Source organism: Phocaeicola salanitronis DSM 18170, assembly GCF_000190575.1.
GTDB lineage: Bacteria > Bacteroidota > Bacteroidia > Bacteroidales > Bacteroidaceae > Phocaeicola > Phocaeicola salanitronis.
In genome coordinates this window covers 457866-475921 of the sequence record NC_015164.1, presented here as the reverse complement: position 1 = coordinate 475921, position 18056 = coordinate 457866, and the positions used below count along the sequence as shown (strand labels likewise).

Below are 18056 nucleotides of genomic sequence, written 5' to 3'. Positions count from 1 at the left end.
AGAATGCCGGAAATCAGGCAAAAACGGCTCTGAACCTGTAACATGAATAAGCCCCGAAGGTCTTTGCCTGACCTCCGGGGTTATCCTTTTCCCCTATGTCTTTATTTGTACCATCTGAGCGACATCGCCGTCTGTTCGCAGAAACGGGCATATTCCTCCTTGTCCGTCCCGCTTTCGATGCGGCGGTCAATTAGCTCTCCCAGTTCATCGAAACAGACTTCATCACTGATGCACTCCACCCCCGTACCGTCCCGAAGATACACCTCGTAATAGTCCGAGCCGTTCAGACATATAAGCACATCGCCCTGAAATAGTCTTCCGTTCACATGGAATTTCAGACCCGGCAAATCCTTGAATATGGCAGGCGTGAATTGTCCGATACCCCAAGACATGAGGATTTCCATGCGGGTCGTTGCTATCAGTTGTTCTCTAACGGTCTGTGCGACCTGTACCACATATTTTTTGTCCATCATCTTGATTTTTGATTGATTTATACTCTTTTCATTCGAACCAATCCGGGTTGCTTTCCTTCAAGACTTCAATCAGTTCCTTGTCCGGCAGAAGAAGATTCTGCGGTTCTGTAAAGTAGAATACCTCGTCGTATAGGTCTTCCGCTTCCTTACTGGCAAAACCTTCGTTCACATCCTCGAAACTGCCCGGCTGCAAGGCGTCAAGCAGTTCGGTTGAACCAATCAACAATTCTTCTCCGTCAATTGAATCGACGATACGGCAGATGTATGTCTTGCCGTCAAATTCCAATTCTTTTGTTCTCATATTCGATTTATTTTAATGGTATATACTTTCCGTGTTCATTGAGATATTCCATGATGCACTTCGCCTCTTCATGCGATGCCCTGTTGCGGTCATCGTAACGGCGGCTGTCGTCTGCCATGACCTTGATGCACTCCCGAACAAGCCGGTAAAGGCTCTGCTGATTTGTCGGGTGCATGCCCGGGATAGCCGCAGCGAATTTTCTGGGGTCGAAACTGTAGCTGTTCACCGCCATCTCCCACTCCTTTGCGAGTCTATACTCTTTCGATTCCTGAATATTTCTGTCCATAGTTTTGATTTTTAATAATTCTCATTACATATCCCATCAAGTTCCTTGACTATGCTTGATACACTTTCTCCTGTCAATCCTTCAATGTCATACAGCAAATCCAACAGAAAGCGATATGCCTTGTCTCCAGCTTCTGTAAATTCTCCTGTACTGTCGAATGCGTCACCGACACATCCAAGCTCTTGTAACAATTCTTCCAATGTTTTCATCTTTTTGAATTTAAGTTTTTTCTTTTCCCTCTGTTCGGCATCCTGCAACCGGAGCCGCTTCGGGTTTTACGGTGCAGGGAGAGGCCGCCGGATAAGCCATTCCCGATGTTTTTTCCTGCCAATTACTCTTGCCCCGGCAAGGAAGAATTTGCAGGAAATGCACTTCAAAACGGAGGGGACAGGCGCGGCAGCCTACATTCGCACCGTAGAAAACCTGCGGCGGTGACGGCATGGAGGCGGAAACATGGGAAGCCCCCAAACGGTATAAAGGGAATGAGCCTTGTGAGGCAAGGCTTTGGAAAAGGTCGGCAGGCGGTTAGAAAGGGATAGCAGCGGCATGGTGCCGCCGTCGCACCTTGTGGCTTTCACTAAAAAAGGCATGACCGACGCACCACATAACACAACAGTATGCAGGACGGATTTCTCCGCCCTGCTTCTGAACTGAATTATGGAAAGGTCAAGCCGCTACATCTTCGGCTTGTGGCGTTTCATCGGGTTGCGGTTCTTCCTGCTGCTCCGCTTCCTGCCTGGCTTTGTCCTGCACCATGAGGACTGCTTTCTTTTCCTCGATGCGCTGGTGGCGTTTCTCATAGACTTCATCATAACCCTTTCGGATTTCGGCAAGCGTTTCGGGCATGTGCTTCTCCGCAAATCGGAGCAAGAGGGTGGCTGCGGCATCGCTGGCCGGTGCGTCTTGGAACTCGGAAATCAAGAAGTCCCTGCGGATAACGGCTTTCGCCTTGCCATTCAGGTTTTCAATGATGCGCAACTTGTCCTTGTCGGAAAGGTAGTACACATTCTCGTCCTCAATGCCTACGGCTGCGTAATGCTCCCTGCGGAGATATGAAAGGAGGAAGTAATAAATCATCTTGTCCTCGTCAGCTCCGAACTTGGTATCTGTGGCATCCACCTCTAAAATCCGCTTCTTGGTGTCCGCAACCGTCTTTTCAAGGGCGATTTCCTTATTGCGCTTGTCCTGCTTTTCCAGTTTCTCAAGCGGAGTAAGTTCTTTCTCCTTTGTCGATAATGTGCCGTTTGCCGTATTCGTTGCGGAGTTCTCCACATAACCGAGAAAGAGGTCTTTGTTACCGATAAGAACATAGAGCGATATTTCCCCCTCTTCACTTCGGCGTAATATGTCCTCGCATTCAGCCTTGTAATCTTCCTGCTCCTGCTCGAAGTCCCTTTGGGCTTCTTCGTATTCTTCCGTGGTCTCGTAATCTGCCGCTTCGGGTGCTTCGGGCAGTTCGGGATAGTCCTCATGGCGGCATGATAATCTCTCCAACTCGTAGCCAAGTTCCTCAAGCCGCTTGACAGTCGTGTCGTTGCAGGTGTAAAAGATAGAATAAGCAAGCGAAGCGGTAGGATGGTCTGCCAACATCTGCATGGCTTTTTCCACAAGATAGGCTGCATTCATGTCCTCAAGGCATTTCCTGTTGGCACACTTTCCGCAACTGCCCTCACAGAACAACATCATGTTGTTGGTGTTGTGCGGGCAGGACTTGCAGAGGGTCTTGTCAAAGGAATAGCGGTCAAGGTCAGTCGTATAATCACTTTCTATGCGTTTCGCCACATCTACGGCTTTCATGCCACGCCAACTGCCGTATATGACTCCATCTTTCAGATGCCTGTCGTACACCTCACTCTGTATGTCCTCACCATATCGGCAGATTTCACTTGCCACACTGATTGTGATTTCGTCCGTTTCCAAAAGGGCTGCGATTTCGGGAATCAAAGTCGTGAATTTGAGCCGTGTGCGAATATAGTCTTCCGACTTGCCGAACTGAACAGCCAATGAATGCACATCGTGCCGTCCGCTCTCTATCAGTTTCTGATAGGCGTTTGCTTCCTCTATGGGTGTAACGTCCTTGCGCTGCAGGTTTTCCGTGACCGCCATTTCCTCGGCTACCTCGTCCGACACTTCGTATATGACTGCCGGAACGGTTTCCAGTCCTGCCATGAGCGATGCACGGTATCTGCGTTCGCCAAAGACAACCTCGAAGCGATTTTCACCAATGGGGCGTACACCTATGGGCTGCAAGACACCCTGCTGCCGTATGCTGTCGGCAAGTTCGGCAAGGCTCGCCTCGTCAAAGGTCTTGCGAGGGTTGTAGTTACTCGGCTGAATGTCTGCCAATGCTACCGATGCGATGTTCTTCTCTACTGACTTCATGTTTGTTGCTTCCATAATTCAAAAATTTAATTTGTTAATAACTTGTGTTTTATTTTCCCTCTTGTCGGTTCTTTTCTGCCGAACCGCCTTTGGGGTTTTATGGATGCAGGTTCCGGCCGTCGGAACAGCTTCATACGGCGGCTTTTCTTGCCAAATTACTCTTTCACGGAAAGGAAGAATTTTGCAAGAAATGCACTTCAAGCCGACGGATCAAGCGCGACTGCCGACCTTCGCATCTGATAAAACCAATGGCCGGTGACAGCAGGAATGACCAGGAGAGGATAAAGGCCCGGCCGTATAGAAAAGGGAAACGGGTTTGCCGGAGATGGAAACGGTGTGGATGAACGCTATAAATGGGTATAAAAGAATGTGATATTTGACAAATACAAAAGGTAATTTTTCCACAAATCGTATAAAAGGATTGGCGGAACAGGCAGCATATCAGGCAACTCCGATATGCCACCTGAAGAAAATCACAGCGGCGACAGTTCCGCTGCGAATACTTCCGCCTCCGAATAGTCCGAGGCTATCAAAATGATACTGTCCTCTTCGATTTCCTCCGGGACATCCACCACCTGATACACACCGTCCGACAAACCGCCGTCCGGGTCATGCCAGAAAACCTTGTTTCCAATCTTTATAAAATCGTAATTACTCATATCTCTATCATTTAGGGTTGTTCCTATTTCTTTCTGTCCAGAGCGTAAACCGGAACCGGCATATACCATAGTCCAGTCCATACCGTTACCGGGATGCCTTTGTCAGAATGGCAGGTCGTCCTTGTCGTCCTGCGGCATATCGGCAGGGGGAACGGGTGTGCTGTCCGTAGTGGCAGCCATGTTGTCCGGGCTGCCAGCCGAACTGTCCTTCTTGCCAGTATTGATGAATGCGATGCTCTCCGCCGTAATGGAAAGCTGAATCTGGCTCTCCCCGTTTTTGTCCGTCCACAGGGAAGATGAGAGCGTGCCTTCAACAAGTACCAGCCGTCCTTTGGTGAGGTATTCAGCCAACCGGATGTGGTTCTCCTTGTTGCTTCTTACCTTTACCCATGTGGTGACGTTCTGTCCCTTTGCATAATCGTCAACGGCTATGTTCATAGCCATGAATGAGCCGTGGGCTCCTGCAATCACCTGGCAGTCTTTGCCGATGCGTCCGATAGTGTGTACATGTAACATAATATAAAATGTTTTGTGGCAAGGTGGTTGGTCCTGCCGTTACCTTTCTTTTATTTTCCCTCTTTTCGGTTCCTTTCTGTCTGAACCGCTGTCGGGATTTTATGCTGCAACCAAAGGCTGTCGGCAAAGCCGCACACGTCGTTTTTTCTTGCCAATTACTCTTGGCAGCCCCGGCTGTCAAGGAAGAATTTGCAAGAAATGCACTTCAAAACGTAAGGGACAGGCGCGACGGCCTATATTTGCAGCGGTAAAACCAGACCGGTGACTGCCAGAAAGCATCCGGAGAAAGCATAAAGTCGCACCGATTATAACTGTACGGACGGCCCTGCCGGGGATAAAAGCAGAGGGAAAGGATGATATAACGGGAGAAACGGCTTGGGCGGGTAGAGAATAGTGGTCTGCCAGGCAAACAGAAAGGGGACTCTTTCCGCCTTGAGATCTGCCGGAATATATGGAGGCCGGCGCAAAGCGGGATGTGTCACCGTTTGCCCATGACACTGACGGCCCGGAAAGAAAAGATACGGATTAAAGGCGGAATGTGCCAGAGCAAGATCCGGCAGGAAGCCTTGCATAGCGGAATACCGTGTTGTTTCGACATCTGTCGAAGCTCCGGCATGGAGCGGCAAGAATCGGACTGGCGGTGCTCCGGCACAGCCTTCCGTACCTTGGATTGAGGAGCGGACAGCGGCACAGACCTCCTACCTTGCTTCATGGGCGGGAAAAGCCGGGTAGAAAAGGGATGAAATGCCGGGACGGTATGCCATAAAAAGGGAATTGCCGGCAATGAAGGCAGCCCAATATGACTGCCCTCCCCTGCCTGTCAGCCGACGAAGTTGAAATGCCTGTCGCAAAATTCTTTCTGACGCATGAAGCGCTCGCTCCGGTAGAAGTCCACTTCGGGATACATGCAATGGCCGGAAGCGGCGTATCTGCCGGTCGGTACACCTAACTCATAAAGCACGAGCCAGTCCAGCACCGCTTCTCCGTTGTTGTTCGTGTCGATGAACTGGCAGCCGGCATTACGCTCCACGCCCGGAAGATTGACGGTTATGACTGCCTCCGGCTCGAAACCGTTGCTGTCTTCTTTATATTCAAGCAATTCCAGACAGATTGGGCTGCCCAGTCCGTGCTGGTAGTAGGTAACAAACGGGAAGACCCATTTTTCATCCTTACGCAGAAGTTTTAACGTCAAACCGTCAACGACCACTTTTTTCTCACTGTTTTTTTCCATACTTCAAATTTTTAATTTCGTTTTTTATTTTCCCTGCGTTCGGTCCTTAAAGACCTTCGCCGGATTTATTTTTCCGCACCACGAAAGTGATAACGGCAACCGGACAAATCTGGCGACAGAAATACGCTTCTCCCCGAGAAGGAAGATTTCCGTCGGCCACCGCAGGCCGTGAGGATTTGCAAGGTGCAGCTGTTATCCGTTACTTTCGCGGAACAATAAGCCGGAAGGTCAGGACGGACTGCAAGGACAAAGATATAAAAGGATTGAAAGACAGATATAAAGGGAGACGATAAAAAGGCTCTCAAACCTATACATTCAAGAAATATCATAAAATTTCTAATCATTGATAATGTCAATGCAAAATTGCGTCAGGAAGTTGCCAAGCGTGATAAAGAAATTGATGAATTAAAAGTTAAGATGCAACAAATGCAGAAACAGCACGGAAAACAGATACGCGATCTTTAAGAATACACACTCAAGAGCTTGAAGCCAAAGACAGGGAAATTTCCTGGCTGAACTCTCTTTATTTGAAAAAACGCATAAATGGTTTTCTCATGTTCAAAGAACAGTTTGATAAATTACGGCATAGTTTACGAAGACCGACAGAAGAGCCAAGCAAAAGTAGAGAATTTAAGTTATAAATCCGTTCTATATAATACTCAAACATCAATATAATAACTAATTTTGTATTCGGATAGAGGTAACTCTTCCCAAGACATAAGAAAAAAGAAGCGTTATGCTCATCTTGTAATTTGTGAACGTAGGAATTTCAGAAACTGATGCAAGAATAGAATAGTGACTATTACGCACATAGCGTGGGTTATTATTGTCACATTTGTATCAAAGGTTTCCTACAAACTAAGTGTTGCGTTGCAGTCCACGCTTCTGCATTTAATAATCCGCTCTGTTGGGCTGAGGAGCGAGATAAACAATAGAATATGAGCAACGAGATTCTTTTGCGATTAAGAAAATTCCATCCGGATGATGCAAATATTATTGCCGGATGGCTGAAAAGCGAGTATCAAATGCGTCAATGGTGTGCCGACAGGTATTCGCGTTATCCTGTCACAGCAGATGATATTAACTCACATCATGACAAATACATAGACGGACATTCATCAATTGCTCTTACTATGGTTGATGCTGCGGAAGTCATTGGTTATATAACACTCAGAAAGCCAACCCCTGAAAATTCAGAATGGCGACTTGGATTCGTAATAGTTGATGATGAAAAGCGAGGTCTCGGTCTGGGCAAAAAGCTTGTCGGTATGGCTATTGATTATGCCCACAAAGAATTAGGCGCAACTAAAGTAACGCTTGGTGTATTTGAAAATAATCCATCTGCAATACATTGTTATGAAGCCGCAGGGCTCAAGCAAGTTCAAAGAGAAGAGACAGAAAGCTACACTTGCCTCGGTGAGATTTGGAATTGCATAGAAATGGAGTTAATCATATGATGGATTCAAAAACAGTATATTACCATGTGCCCGCCATACGCAGAGGATGGTTTTAAGAATCGGTGGAAATAATAAAACACTCAACTTAACATTCTTGGATGTAAAACAGGGTGATTCTCTTGCAATTTGATGATTTTCAGTGCTTATTACAGATAAAAAGGGAAAAGGAGGATAAAAAAGGCAGATGCCAGCCTATAAAGGCAGGGCGGGCCGCACAGGGCATACCATACAGAAAAACCTGCCCGGCCATCACGACCGGACAGGGAGTAAAGGTTAAAATATGAATTACGGTCAGGCAGCTTTGTCGATGTCCTCCTGTGCCGGATGCGGTTTCTGTTCCGCTTCCTTGAGGGCTTCGTCTATCCGACGCTGAAGCTCCCGGCACTCCTGCTTGAGCCGTGCAAGTTCGTCCGCCTTGCTCCATCTGCGGCTGACGATTTCCTGCAAGGTGGGAAGCTCGCTTTGCAGTTTTTCGATTTTCTTGCGCTGATTGTCGATGATGCCCGGCAGTTTGTCTAATGTGGTTTGGGGATATTGCGCCGACTCGACAAACCCCAGCGGCAACGCACCCGACACGCCGAAACGGTATTTCAATCCACTTCTGCCCTCGACATAGAACGTGTTGCGGTCGAATGTCCCGGAAAAGTCGTATTCGCTGCGTACCAGCAGGTTCATCCCCATATAGCTGCCAATGGTGGCGTATGCCTCGCTGCGGTATGTTTTCGCCATGCGGTGCAGTTCACGCCCGGTTTCTTCTGCCGTGGCTTGCGGCAGGTTCAACAGCAGGGTCGTCCGCTCTCCGGTGTAAGCCGTGATGTATTTCCTATCGGCATTGACCTGGGCGATGAACCGTTCCGCCTTTTCGATGTCCTGCCTGTTGGCGGAAATCTTGTGCTCGGCACGGGTGCGCTCTTTCTTGAAAATCGCCTGTTCCTTTTCCAACTGCATAATCCTGTTGTCGAGTTTCGCCTTGTTCAACAGGTCGGTATTCCCGGAAAGGATGGCCACGAACTCTGCGAAGTTCATGCCGTTGTCCTCGTCCATGCTGTCCTCGTCAATGCGGCGCACGGCAATCGTGCCGTTGTTAATCTGATTGATGAACATCTGTTTGTTACGCAAGAGGTTGAACTTGTAGGCATCCAACGTCTTCTCCGTGCCGTAGATGACTATATCCACCACATTGCCGCCCCAGAGCTTGACGGTGTTTCCCTTGCGTACCGCCCTGCCGTTGCGCTGTTCCAAGTCAGCAGGCCTCCAGGGAACCTCAAGATGATGCACCGCCACCGCCCGTTGCTGGGCGTTCACACCTGTGCCGAGCATGGAAGTCGAGCCGAACAGCACACGCACCCTGCCGCTGTTCATGTCCGCAAAGAGTTTCTTTCTCGCCCTCTCGGTCTGGGCGCACTGGATAAACTGTATCTCATCCGCCGGAATACCGAGCCGCACCAGTTTGTCCTTGATGTCGGTGTAGATGTTCCACTCATTCGTCTTGTAGGTGGAAAGGTCGCTGAATATGAACTGTGTACCCCGGTTGGCATTGGAACGTACATAATAGTCATATACCGTCCTTGCACAGACAGAAGCCTTGTTGTCCGCATCGTCATGGAACTTGTCTCCGAGCAGTCTCATGTCGAGAGCCATCTTGCGTGCCACATTGGTAGCAACGAGCATCTTCGCTTTGTCGAGGTTGTCCGGTTCGGGGATGTCAAGTCCCAAATCCTCCCATTGTCCGCTATGCGCAAAGGAGACCAGCCGCCCAATCATTTCCTCCTGCTCGATGGTCGGGGCGTATGACAGGAAACGCACATTCTTTTGCGGCACATCGAGGTTAATCATGTCGGCGGTGCGGTAGTCGGTAATCTCACGCAGGAACATCGCCAGTTCCGGCACCTTGATATAGGTACGGAAACGCTCTTTACGCTTGATTGAGCCTGTCACGTTCAGCTCGTAATCAGCGGTTTTCTTCGTGAATATCGCCGCCCACGCATCAAAACAACTGATGGACTGCCGTCTCAACTCATGAGGACGCAGGTACTTGAACATCACATACAGCTCGGTAAGCGCATTGACGACCACCGTGCCGGAGAGGAATGTCGCACCGAGGTCATGGCCTGTACGGTGCTGTATGTCACGGATGGCAAAAAGCAAATTCATCGCCCTTTGCGAGCCTTTGGTGTTGCCGATGCCCGCTACCCTCGTGTGCCGTGTCTGAAACATGAGGTTCTTGAACATGTGCGATTCGTCCACAAAAATATGGTCTATGCCCATCGAATGGAAATCCACGGTATCATCTTTCCGCTCATTGATTTTCATCCGCAATTCGGCGAGTTTCGCTTTCAGATTCTCCTGCCGCTTCTCCAGTCCTTTCTGCATCTGCCTGCTGCGGTAGCGCATGGTGGAGTTCTCCAATACCTCAAGGCTGCGCTCCACATCGGCAAGTTCTTCGGAGAAAATCTCCATCATGGTTATTTCCGACTGCGGTATCTTTGCGAACTGGTCGTGTGTCAGGATGATGCAGTCCCAGTTATTGTTTTTGATTTTAGCAAACACCTCTTTCCGGTTGGCAGGCGTGAAGTCCTCCTTGCCCGGATAGAGTAGTTTGGCAGACGGATAAGCCTTGCGGAACGTGTCGGCTATCTCGTGCACGTTGGCTTTCAATCCGACAATAAGCGGCTTCCTAATTAGTCCGAGACGCTTCATTTCGTAAGCCGCCACGCACATTATCATCGTCTTGCCCGTGCCCACCTCGTGCCAGCAGATACCGCCGCCATTCTGCTTAATCATCCAGATAGCATCTTTCTGCGAGGGATAAAGCTCCTTGTAGGCGAAGTGCTCGAATGAAAGCCCCGGAAAGGTCTGCGCCGAACCGTCATAGTGCGGCCTTACAAAACAGTTGAAACGCTCGTTATAGACCCTTACCAGTTCGTCCCGGACTTCCAACGGTTGCCTGTCGAGCCATTCGTTGAACCGCTCCCTAATCTCCTGTATCTTGGTGGCGGCTTCCTGTATGGCTTCCTCGTCCGGCACACGCACCTTGTCGCCGTTGCGATCAATCTCTTTCGTTATCTCCGGCACGGTATCGTGCAAGGCATGGACGAACAGGTCTTCACCGTTGTAATTCCGCACGGAATAGGTGTTGTACGCCGCCGGAGAATAGCCTTTCAGCCTCACAAGGTAGGTGTCGTTCACATCGAAATACATCACCTCGGCTTCCACGCCGAACAGCTCCGCCGCAAAATCGGCGTATATCTGTGTGTCAATCCACCGCTCGCCCATGTTGATGTCAAGCTCCTCGTAAGGTATCGTTTCGGGTATGGCTTCCTCCAACGCCCTCACGGATGCCTCCGTCCATTCCTTTTCGGTGTTGCATAAAGAGGGAATATATGAAGCCATTTCCTTGTGCTTGGCTACGACATTCCCGGCAAGAAACTTTCCTTTATGCTCCCAACATCCGGCAACGGGATTGTAGAAAATCTCCCCTTTGAGAGCTTCCATGACTTCTTCCCAATCCGTGCCTGTGGACTGCATAATGTAGCCCATATCCACCCTGCCGTAGAAATTGAGGCTGCTTGCCAATGCCTCGAACGGTGCCAGTCTTACACCTGTGTCTATCTTTTTGAAAGCCACAGGCTCACGCATGATGTCTGACTTGAAGATGTTGTCGCCGACCTGCATTTCAATGGTATAGACCTCCATGCCCAGACTGTCCTGCATGATGAAATCCCTGTTGTCGTTCTCGTGGAAATATCCCCACTTGGTGACAAAGGCATCATACAGGGTGTTCAGCCTTTCACGCAAAGCCGCCTGTTCCTTTTCTTGCTCCCTCTCTTTCGTTGAAAGTTCGAAATACGCCTCACGGAGCGGCAAGTAGTCCGCCGCCCTCTCCACATTGACCTTGCCCTCGTCCAATGGCATGAAATCCACCGCCGTTTCCTCGTAGTGGCTTGACCTGCGGAACCGGAGCGTTCCTACCTGTCCCTCGAACAGCACTATCGCCCCCTCTTTCATCCATCCGGGCATATCCCCGGTGTATGCCCTCCTGCCTTTGTCCGGCACGGCGGCAACCGCCCCACCGAAAAGCGACATCTGTACAGGCGCATCGTCCTGTCCGATGAAAAGGCTCTTGTGGAAATATCTGTCAAAGTCATATTTAACCAAAGCGGAAAGGTATTGTGCCATTGCCGTATCAGAGCCGAGCCAGTGATGTTTGCGTACATATTTGCCGTATTGGTTCTTCACGATGCGGCTGTCTGTTGCCAGCACGGTTTTCGGCATGGAAAACAGTTTGTTGGCATATTCCGTCATCGCACCGTCCGCATTTACATTTTCCTTTGTGACTTGCAGGAAATATTTCTCCCGGAGCGAGAGGGATGCCTTGTGCATGTGCTTCTGGAATATGAGCAGGTCGCTGCCCACCTCGATACCGCTCGTCTGCATGAAAAGCGTGTCGGGAAGCCTTACCGCACTGATAAGGTCAGCATGGCTGACAAGGTATTCTCGCACGAACTTGCTGCCCGGCGTGTCGGCTACGCCCCTTGAAGTGACGAAAGCCAGCAGTCCGCCCTCGTTAAGCAGTTCCATGGCCTTGACGAAAAAGTAGTTGTGTATGGTCTTGGTGGCCTGTTCGTAAATACCGCCTTTCTTCCAAAATTCCGTATCGAACACACGGAAATTGCCGAACGGAATGTTGGATGCAATGACATCGAATTTCCGATGCTCCAGCTCCTGCCTGTCTATTGCTTCAAACCCTCCTGTCACGGTGGTTGCTTCATCATGCAAAAGAGAAAGCACAAGCCCGGTAATTATGTCCTTTTCAATGGCGTAGCTGTGTGTGCCGCCCATAGCCACAGGCAGGAAACCTCCGATGCCTGCGCTCGGTTCGAGGAAGCTGCGCATCTGCAGTCCGTTCTCCCTGAATGTGGTGTGTATCTGACCTGCGACGGCTTCAATGAGGAAATCCGGCGTATAGAACGCAGTCAGCACGGAAGCCTTTATACTGTTCATCAGCAGGTCGTAATCCCCCTCGCTCCCTCCTGTAAGAGTTCTCAAAACCTCCTGCAAGCGGTTTGTCTGCTCCGCCAGTTCTTCGGGCATGGGGATTTGCGTTCCGATAGTCAGCACTTCCTTGACACCTCCAAAGCCCGAATACTGCGCCAATACCTGTTTCTCTTCCTGTGTGGCTTTCCTGCGTTGTTTGTGGACAGTCACCGCTGTTTCTATGGCGGCCACATTTGCCGCCAGTGATTTCAATCTGTTGTAACTCATAGCTTAACCTTTTATTTTTCTTCCCTCTGTTCGGCCTGTTTGCGGCCGCCGGGAATTATTTTTCTGCTCCGAAAAGTCGGCAGGAACACCCGGCCAAGGCTGGACGGGAAAATACGCTCGACAGCGGAGAGGAAGATTTTCCCGGCTCACCCCTGCGGCGGCTTGCCGGCATTGGCAAAGGCTGGGACTGTCGGTTACTTTTGCAGCAAAATAGTTCCCCAGGAGGTCGCACGGCTGAATGGGGCGGAAACGCCGGAATAGAAAAGGGAGGATGCCCGGCAGGTAGAAAAGGGAATGGAAAAGTATAAAGGCCATTGCCGTCGGCAGACCGGAAAGATAAAAAGCCGTACCGGGCCATTCTGCCCGACACGGCTTAGCTTTGTTCCGACGGATTAGTCGATGTCGTACCCAATCATGAACTTGTCATTGATAAGCAAATAGTAATAACCGTTTCCACAATCCCGGTATTCCTTGCTGAAGCCAGCCTTCATGCCTCCCTCACCATCCGGTTCGCACCAAAGCGTACCGTCATAACCGCAAAAATCAAAACGACTGGTAGAGAAAGTTTTGCCATCTTTCAATGCCTTTCTGAAAAGGGCCATGCTCGTGCTGCCGCAATACTTTTCAATTCTTGCCAGACTGATGCACATTCCGTCAATTACTGTTCCTGTCGTAATATGGTTCTCATACAGGGACTTTTCCGGGTCGGCTACGGCAATTTTCCGGAGCCAGTTGTTGGTATGCGTGGCAAGGCGTGCGAGCCGCTGGTATTTAAGGAGTAGTTTCCTGTTCCTGTCCTTTTCATTATCCTGTGAGGGGGCGTAGATTTTTTCGATGTTGTCCCAGTCTGTAAAGATGTAGCCACGCTTGCGCTTTCCCTTGGCAATGATACCGATGGCATTTTCACCACCCCGGTTGATAAATAATTTCCTACGCTCCCCGTAAATCTTGATATACAAAAACGATGGGTTCTGTTCGTTACGGAGATAGGCTTCTGCCGGATGAATATTAGTCAATTCCATATTTATAAAGTTATTTGTTTATGATTTAATGGTCATTATTAAAAACATGGGGTCAGAATTTGGGGATGTAGCCAGACTTCAATAGTTCTCCATCCCTGTAAAGTTCGATACGTCCGGGTTTGAAGCCCATCTCACCGAGTGCTATATACCGGATATAGTCCCGGTATTCCTTGCCCGAAAAGTTCTTCCCGCACAGATTGTTGAAAATCATAGGGATTGCGTGTTCGCTGCAACTTGCCAGCACTGTGCTGCCGTTCTGTCTGATTTCTTCCGTCATAATCTTTCAATTTTAATGTTCAACATCAGTTTGTTTCTTTCCCTCTGTTCGCCCTCTGTGCGACTTCGGGATTATTTTTCTGCATCGGAAAGGCGGCAAGAAGCAACCGGACAAGGCCGGACGGGAAAATACGCTCGACAACGGAGAGGAAGATTTTCACGCCCCAGCGGTATGCCGGCATTGGCAGGATTGTGACGGCCGGATACTTTCGCAGCAAAATAAGTCCCTGAAGGTTGCAGGGCTGAATGGGTGCAACACGTGGTAAAAGAGTATAATTAGGCAAGAAACTTTCTCAAAAAAACATTCTAACCAAAAAATGTGTCATCAATGACAGTTTTTCCGATTAGGATTTTGCCGTGCGATTGAAAACAGTTATTTTTGTAGTCGAAAAACCGGTCATAAACTGACATAAAATTCGATTAGCATGGCACATATAGAAAGGAATAAATATTTGGATGAACTTGTTTCCCTGCGACATAACGGTATGATCAAGGTCATAACGGGTATGCGCAGATGCGGCAAGTCCTATCTTCTTTTTGAGATATTCGCTTCATGGCTTGAAAATGAGGGCATTGCTTCAGACCATATCATAAAAGTGGATCTGGAAGACTATAAGAATCGGGAAATGAGAAATCCCGATAATCTGTACGCATACATGGAAAGCCGCATTGCGGATGACGCCATGTATTATCTTCTGCTTGACGAGGTACAGATGCTCGATAAGTTTGAGGATGTCCTGAATGGCTTTTTAAGGATGCGGAATGTAGATGTGTATGTAACAGGCAGTAATGCAAAGTTTCTCTCCAAGGATATAGCCACAGAGTTCAGGGGGCGTGGTTTTGAAGTGAAAATGTACCCTTTGAGTTTCGGTGAATACATGTCTGTTTATCCGGGCAGTATCCAGGCCGGCTTCAATGAATATATGCTATATGGCGGTCTTCCGCAGATATTGTCATATAATACGGAAGAACAGAAAGCGAAATTCCTGAAATCCTTGTTCGACGAGACCTATATCAAAGACATCAAAGACCGCTATGAGATACGCAAGGACGATGACCTGGAGGAACTTATCAACATCATGGCTTCCGGTATCGGAGCGTTGACAAACCCGAACAAACTGGCGAACACTTTCCGGAGCGAGAAGAAGTCAAGCATCTCTTATGATACGGTCAAAGAATATATCGATTACCTGATCGATTCGTTTTTGGTTGAAAAGTCCACCCGCTATGACATCAAAGGAAAGCGATATATCAACTCCCCTTACAAATATTACTTCATGGATTTGGGATTGCGCAACGCCCGCATCAATTTCCGTCAATCAGAAAGGAGTCATCTGATGGAGAATATGGTTTACAATGAATTACGGATACGTGGGTTCAATGTGGATGTAGGTACCGTTCCGGTTGTTGTGACTGATGAAAACGGCAGGCAGCAGCGTTCCAGCCTTGAAGTCGATTTCGTCTGCAACTTGGGAAGCAGGCGGTACTACATACAGTCGGCTTACCGAATGGAGTCTGATGAGAAGATAAAACAGGAACGGGCATCCCTACTGAAAGTGGACGATTCGTTCAAGAAAATTATTGTCATCGGTGAAGAAAGTCCTGTAACAAGAGATGAAGTAGGTATTACAACCATCAGTATTTATGATTTCCTGCTGAAGGACAATTCACTTGAATTGTAATGGAACCGAGGCTGCTCTTCCTGATACTGGTCGGCATAGCGATAGGCTTGTCCTGTCTGGCCGGGTACTGGCGGAAGAAAGCCGGGGAAGCCGCTTTTGCCGCTGCCCTGCTCGCCGATAAAGCCGAGGACCGTGACCGCCACTGCCGTCTGGCTGTGATGGCCGGGCACAGGGATGCCTGCCGTATGTTCTGCTTCGCCCATCCCGATTTTTACGAGGACAGGCATCCGCTCAAGCCTTTCCGTTTCCGTGGCATAAGCGTGACGTTCTACGGCCATTATTATCCGTCACGCTACAAAAGGCTGCTTGACGAAGAACAGCGTGGGTTCTGCCGTACTCTCTATGCCTTCAAAGAGGGAGAGAACCACGGCATCGACTTCTTCAAGGCTTGTATGGCCGCCCTGCCGGTGGACACCGCTTCCTGTCATGTCATGTTCATGCCATGCAGCAACTGGATAAAATACGGCCAGCGGTTCAAGCGGCTCGACTGGTACATCACGACCCACCGGAAGGAACTCACCTCCGGACTGTATGATGTCGATGTACACAGTGAACGCGAGAGCCTGCACGAGTGCAAGGGCAGCGAACGCATCCTTGAAAGAAACTACAATATTACAGGCGACATCAAGGGAAAAAGAATCATCATCGTGGACGATGTGTTCACGAGCGGCCAGAGCCTTACCGACTACAAGGAAGAGATAGAGCGGTGCGGCGGCGAAGTGGTGGCCGCCATCTTCTACGGAAAGACCGTTACGGTTCCGCCGCTGTTCCTGATAAAGGCCCATGTATGGGGCGGACATATCGTCCGCGCCATCACGCACGAGCCATAGGTCTTATGACATTTCTGCCAATGCCGCCAGGCATTTCTCCCGTGTGGTTTTGATGTAATTGAAAATCTTAGCCGGATTCACACTCTTCCCGTTGCGCCTGCAAGTGATGTGCAGATGCTCGCCGGTGCTGCGTCCCGTGTTTCCCGTAATGCCGACCGCATCCCTCGGACGGACAACAGCCCCTTTGCCGACCAGTATCCGCGAGAGATGGCAGTAGCTGACGGTGAACTCACCGTGCCGCAACACCACATATTTTCCCGAAGCCCTGTCCTGTCCGACCTTGATCACCGTGCCCTCCATCATGGCCAGCACCTTGTCACCCCGCGCGTGCAGGTCTATGCCGTTGTGGAACTTCCTCTTTCCGGTAAATGGGTCCGTCCGGTACCCGTATGGCGAATTGACCTTCATCTTACGGAGCGGATAGCACACGCTCAGATAGCGTTGCACCCATTTCTCCTTTCCGGCTTCGCCTGACGATGCCGGTGCGCTTTTTTCCTCAGACAGGCATCCTTCCATAAAAGCCTTTCCCTGCCGGTTCCCCATATCGTCGTCTTTCAGCGATACAGATTCCGATACACCTGTCGTCCTACCGGGCATGACCGTATTGAACTGTGCAAAAAGCGGTGTCGTGGTCATAATGACACCGGCAGCCAGCATCATCCATTTTTTTGTTTTCATGCCGCAAAGGTAACAAGGCGTATCCACCCTGTGCAAATATCCTAATCCATTTCTTATATGAATATGATTATTTAACTGTTTAGAATATGATTTTTAAGCAGAAATCATATTCTAATCATAAAAATAGTATATTTCAACTACTTATTATTCCATATATTTGCCTGTCACAATAAATTCAATCTATCTTTGCAAAGTATGATTTAGAATTTGATTTTATAATATGAAGCAAGTACGATTTGATTTGACGGAACTGCCGTTTGGAACACTGTCCAAATTCGGGCTTACACAAGAAATGATAGAGGATCTCCCCATGTATGTCCTTGAGGACATTTGCCAAGGAAAGCATTCGCCTGTGCTTCCTGTCCGGGTGACCGGTGAGAACGGTGAGACTTTTGAAAGTCGCACACGCATCGCCTTTATCCGCAGGGACGACGGTCAGGCGGACGTGGTATTCTATCCGGTGCTGAAATCCTCCCCGCTGGAGAAATACAGCGAGGCGCAGCAGAAACAGCTACTCGACGGCAAGGCTGTCATCGTTGACGTGGAGACCTCCGACGGACGCCACAGCAAGGCATTCGTGCAGATAGACCCGGAGACGAAGCAGGTGCTTTCCGTGCCTACCCCCATCATCGGGCGCAATCTGCAGGTGGCCGCAGAGGAACTTCACCTCGGCACGGCAGAGGTCAACAGCCTGCAACACGGAGAACCGCTGACCATTGTCGTTGATGACGAGCCTGTCACCGTGGGCATCGACCTCAATACAAGGACGGGTATCCGCTTCTGCCACGGCGATGGAGAGAAATGGCGCGAGCAGACCAGACGGGAATGGGATAAATACACCTTCGGCTGCTACGGGTGCTGGGTCATGGACGATGACGGCAACCTCAATTATGTCTCCGAAGACGACTATACTGAAGAAATGTGGAACGAACAGAAGAAAAGCGCCGAGCGCAACCGTGCCGCAGCCCTTCACAAATAACCCTTATAACCGTCACGAC

General features: G+C 49.4%; 15 protein-coding genes and 2 pseudogenes. 5 read left to right on the top strand and 12 right to left on the bottom strand.

Annotated elements, in window-relative coordinates:
* Nucleotides 1–101: 101 nt before the first annotated feature.
* The 8 genes and pseudogenes from BACSA_RS02195 to BACSA_RS02145 form a co-directional block, all read right to left on the bottom strand.
* Entirely contained in the window at nucleotides 102–470 is a 369-nt protein-coding gene (locus BACSA_RS02195; RefSeq protein ID WP_013616493.1) for a hypothetical protein, read from the bottom strand.
* 31 nt (nucleotides 471–501) lie between these two features.
* On the bottom strand, nucleotides 502–774 hold the full coding sequence (locus tag BACSA_RS02190; protein WP_013616492.1) for a hypothetical protein: 273 nt from the start codon (nucleotides 772–774) through the stop codon (nucleotides 502–504).
* A gap of 7 nt (nucleotides 775–781) precedes the next feature.
* Nucleotides 782–1060, bottom strand: coding sequence for a hypothetical protein (locus BACSA_RS02185; protein WP_013616491.1), 279 nt, complete (start codon nucleotides 1058–1060; stop codon nucleotides 782–784).
* 11 nt (nucleotides 1061–1071) lie between these two features.
* Complete coding sequence (locus tag BACSA_RS02180) at nucleotides 1072–1269, bottom strand: hypothetical protein (RefSeq protein ID WP_013616490.1); 198 nt, start codon at nucleotides 1267–1269, stop codon at nucleotides 1072–1074.
* Nucleotides 1270–1726: 457 nt separating this feature from the next.
* Nucleotides 1727–3457, bottom strand: coding sequence for a ParB/RepB/Spo0J family partition protein (locus BACSA_RS02170; protein ID WP_013616489.1), 1731 nt, complete (start codon nucleotides 3455–3457; stop codon nucleotides 1727–1729).
* A gap of 461 nt (nucleotides 3458–3918) precedes the next feature.
* A pseudogene (locus tag BACSA_RS02160) lies at nucleotides 3919–4101 on the bottom strand (hypothetical protein); the annotation flags it as partial.
* A 102-nt stretch (nucleotides 4102–4203) separates the two neighbouring features.
* Entirely contained in the window at nucleotides 4204–4617 is a 414-nt protein-coding gene (locus BACSA_RS02155; RefSeq protein ID WP_013616488.1) for a single-stranded DNA-binding protein, read from the bottom strand.
* Between the two features lie 820 nt (nucleotides 4618–5437).
* Nucleotides 5438–5848 carry a DUF4313 domain-containing protein gene (locus tag BACSA_RS02145; RefSeq protein ID WP_013616486.1) on the bottom strand — a complete coding sequence of 137 codons (411 nt, stop codon included), beginning with the start codon at nucleotides 5846–5848 and terminating at the stop codon, nucleotides 5438–5440.
* Between the two features lie 342 nt (nucleotides 5849–6190).
* Here BACSA_RS02145 and BACSA_RS20510 point away from each other — a divergent pair.
* Together BACSA_RS20510 and BACSA_RS02140 are read left to right on the top strand one after the other, a co-directional pair.
* Nucleotides 6191–6489 (top strand): annotated as a pseudogene (locus BACSA_RS20510) (hypothetical protein); the annotation flags it as partial.
* 297 nt (nucleotides 6490–6786) lie between these two features.
* Nucleotides 6787–7305, top strand: a complete 519-nt coding sequence (locus BACSA_RS02140) for a GNAT family N-acetyltransferase (protein WP_013616485.1) — start codon at nucleotides 6787–6789, stop codon at nucleotides 7303–7305.
* A gap of 291 nt (nucleotides 7306–7596) precedes the next feature.
* Here BACSA_RS02140 and BACSA_RS02135 read toward each other — a convergent pair whose 3' ends face one another.
* From BACSA_RS02135 to BACSA_RS02125, 3 genes are all read right to left on the bottom strand, one after another.
* Entirely contained in the window at nucleotides 7597–12570 is a 4974-nt protein-coding gene (locus BACSA_RS02135; protein ID WP_013616484.1) for an N-6 DNA methylase, read from the bottom strand.
* Between the two features lie 392 nt (nucleotides 12571–12962).
* Entirely contained in the window at nucleotides 12963–13592 is a 630-nt protein-coding gene (locus BACSA_RS02130) for a hypothetical protein (protein WP_013616483.1), read from the bottom strand.
* A gap of 52 nt (nucleotides 13593–13644) precedes the next feature.
* Nucleotides 13645–13869 (bottom strand): DUF7688 family protein, encoded by a 225-nt coding sequence (locus BACSA_RS02125; RefSeq protein WP_013616482.1) that lies wholly within the window; start codon nucleotides 13867–13869, stop codon nucleotides 13645–13647.
* Nucleotides 13870–14293: 424 nt separating this feature from the next.
* Between BACSA_RS02125 and BACSA_RS02120 the strand changes: the two genes are divergently transcribed.
* Together BACSA_RS02120 and BACSA_RS02115 are read left to right on the top strand one after the other, a co-directional pair.
* The gene (locus BACSA_RS02120; protein WP_013616481.1) at nucleotides 14294–15550 is read left to right on the top strand and encodes an ATP-binding protein; all 1257 of its coding nucleotides are present in this window, start codon (nucleotides 14294–14296) and stop codon (nucleotides 15548–15550) included.
* Complete coding sequence (locus BACSA_RS02115; RefSeq protein WP_013616480.1) at nucleotides 15550–16380, top strand: phosphoribosyltransferase family protein; 831 nt, start codon at nucleotides 15550–15552, stop codon at nucleotides 16378–16380. Before BACSA_RS02120 ends, BACSA_RS02115 begins: the two co-directional genes overlap by 1 nt.
* Nucleotides 16381–16383: 3 nt before the next feature.
* On the opposite strand, the gene BACSA_RS02110 is transcribed toward BACSA_RS02115, so the two are convergent.
* Nucleotides 16384–17058 carry a M23 family metallopeptidase gene (locus BACSA_RS02110; RefSeq protein ID WP_052306014.1) on the bottom strand — a complete coding sequence of 225 codons (675 nt, stop codon included), beginning with the start codon at nucleotides 17056–17058 and terminating at the stop codon, nucleotides 16384–16386.
* 220 nt (nucleotides 17059–17278) lie between these two features.
* On the opposite strand from BACSA_RS02110, the gene BACSA_RS02105 reads away from it, so the two are divergent.
* Nucleotides 17279–18037: a DUF4099 domain-containing protein gene (locus BACSA_RS02105; protein ID WP_013616478.1), complete on the top strand. Its 759-nt coding sequence runs from the start codon at nucleotides 17279–17281 to the stop codon at nucleotides 18035–18037.
* Nucleotides 18038–18056: the final 19 nt, after the last annotated feature.

Bases quoted from the DNA above. Each gene is read 5' to 3' on its own strand.
- BACSA_RS02155 (WP_013616488.1), bottom strand. From the start codon at position 4,617: ATGTTACATGTACACACTATCGGACGCATCGGCAAAGACTGCCAGGTG.
- BACSA_RS02180 (WP_013616490.1), bottom strand. From the start codon at position 1,269: ATGAAAACATTGGAAGAATTGTTACAAGAGCTTGGATGTGTCGGTGAC.
- BACSA_RS02185 (WP_013616491.1), bottom strand. From the start codon at position 1,060: ATGGACAGAAATATTCAGGAATCGAAAGAGTATAGACTCGCAAAGGAG.
- BACSA_RS02190 (WP_013616492.1), bottom strand. From the start codon at position 774: ATGAGAACAAAAGAATTGGAATTTGACGGCAAGACATACATCTGCCGT.
- BACSA_RS02105 (WP_013616478.1), top strand. From the start codon at position 17,279: ATGAAGCAAGTACGATTTGATTTGACGGAACTGCCGTTTGGAACACTG.
- BACSA_RS02140 (WP_013616485.1), top strand. From the start codon at position 6,787: ATGAGCAACGAGATTCTTTTGCGATTAAGAAAATTCCATCCGGATGAT.
- BACSA_RS02135 (WP_013616484.1), bottom strand. From the start codon at position 12,570: ATGAGTTACAACAGATTGAAATCACTGGCGGCAAATGTGGCCGCCATA.
- BACSA_RS02130 (WP_013616483.1), bottom strand. From the start codon at position 13,592: ATGGAATTGACTAATATTCATCCGGCAGAAGCCTATCTCCGTAACGAA.
- BACSA_RS02110 (WP_052306014.1), bottom strand. From the start codon at position 17,058: ATGAAAACAAAAAAATGGATGATGCTGGCTGCCGGTGTCATTATGACC.
- BACSA_RS02120 (WP_013616481.1), top strand. From the start codon at position 14,294: ATGGCACATATAGAAAGGAATAAATATTTGGATGAACTTGTTTCCCTG.
- BACSA_RS02145 (WP_013616486.1), bottom strand. From the start codon at position 5,848: ATGGAAAAAAACAGTGAGAAAAAAGTGGTCGTTGACGGTTTGACGTTA.
- BACSA_RS02115 (WP_013616480.1), top strand. From the start codon at position 15,550: ATGGAACCGAGGCTGCTCTTCCTGATACTGGTCGGCATAGCGATAGGC.
- BACSA_RS02170 (WP_013616489.1), bottom strand. From the start codon at position 3,457: ATGGAAGCAACAAACATGAAGTCAGTAGAGAAGAACATCGCATCGGTA.
- BACSA_RS02195 (WP_013616493.1), bottom strand. From the start codon at position 470: ATGGACAAAAAATATGTGGTACAGGTCGCACAGACCGTTAGAGAACAA.
- BACSA_RS02125 (WP_013616482.1), bottom strand. From the start codon at position 13,869: ATGACGGAAGAAATCAGACAGAACGGCAGCACAGTGCTGGCAAGTTGC.